The following is an 879-nucleotide window of genomic DNA, read 5'->3' as shown; positions in this document are numbered from 1 at the left end:
GCGTTAAGTGCAATTGCAATCAGTTGCGTGATATTATCCGCATGTTATTCCTATTAGAGCTGTTTTATGAGCATCAAAAGTACACCAGCCCCGACTGGGTTAAAAAGTGGAAACTTACTCGCTTGGCGAGACAAAATGCACAAGTTGTGTCCTACCCCAACGAAAGGAGAGCTTGTTGCGACCCTTTTTGATGAAGGTCAATACTATGGCTATGTGTGTCAAAAGGCTGCAGGGTATCATTCTCATTGGATGCGAGTATGCATTAGTAATCTTGAGGATGTATTTGAAGAAAGCAAATTGTCTTGGGTGCTCGATTTCGAGTTTAAGGTTAAACATGCAACTGGTAAATATGTAGTGCTCTCGTTTGATTCTAATCGGGTTAGAGTTTATCGCAGCACACCACCGCTTGAAGATAGTAGCTCTGATCTGGTGTTTTCTGAAGGTTGGAATTCATGGAAGCGAGTAGATGAAAAGGAACTTATTGGTGTTTCTGAAAAGATGGTCGAAGTCTACGATGTGTCGATAGTTAACAGATGCTATCTTGATACTGCTTCTGTGATTTACAGTGGAGCATGGACTGACAATGGAGTTCCTGCAACTATTGATCAAGTTGCTCGTGGTGAAGCCTACACACTCTCAGGCATTCCAATAACATCAGAAGGAGTCTATTTAGGTGATGGTGTTTATATCGATCCAGAGGATGTTTGGTTTTAACTAACTCTGAGAGTGTGTTGCATAAAAATTACACTTAACAAACTGTTTAAGAGTGATTCGCAACGCATGGCATTTTTACTATGCGTTGCGTTTAGTGTTTAAGGTGGTATGCGGCGGCTTCGGTATTGCGTTGCTCACACCTTAACAGGGCGTTAAATGGCAAAA

1 protein-coding gene is annotated in these 879 nt (G+C 41.6%); it reads left to right on the top strand.

Translation table 11 applies throughout. From position 1 onward, the window contains the following. Window positions 1-66 precede the first annotated feature (66 nt). Window positions 67-714 (top strand): hypothetical protein, encoded by a 648-nt coding sequence (locus KIO97_RS26595; RefSeq protein ID WP_285384413.1) that lies wholly within the window; start codon window positions 67-69, stop codon window positions 712-714. Window positions 715-879 lie beyond the last annotated feature (165 nt).

It is taken from the genome of Vibrio sp. B181a (assembly GCF_030248375.1).
GTDB classification, from domain to species: domain Bacteria; phylum Pseudomonadota; class Gammaproteobacteria; order Enterobacterales; family Vibrionaceae; genus Vibrio; species Vibrio campbellii.
This window is presented reverse-complemented; position numbering and strand designations above follow the sequence as displayed.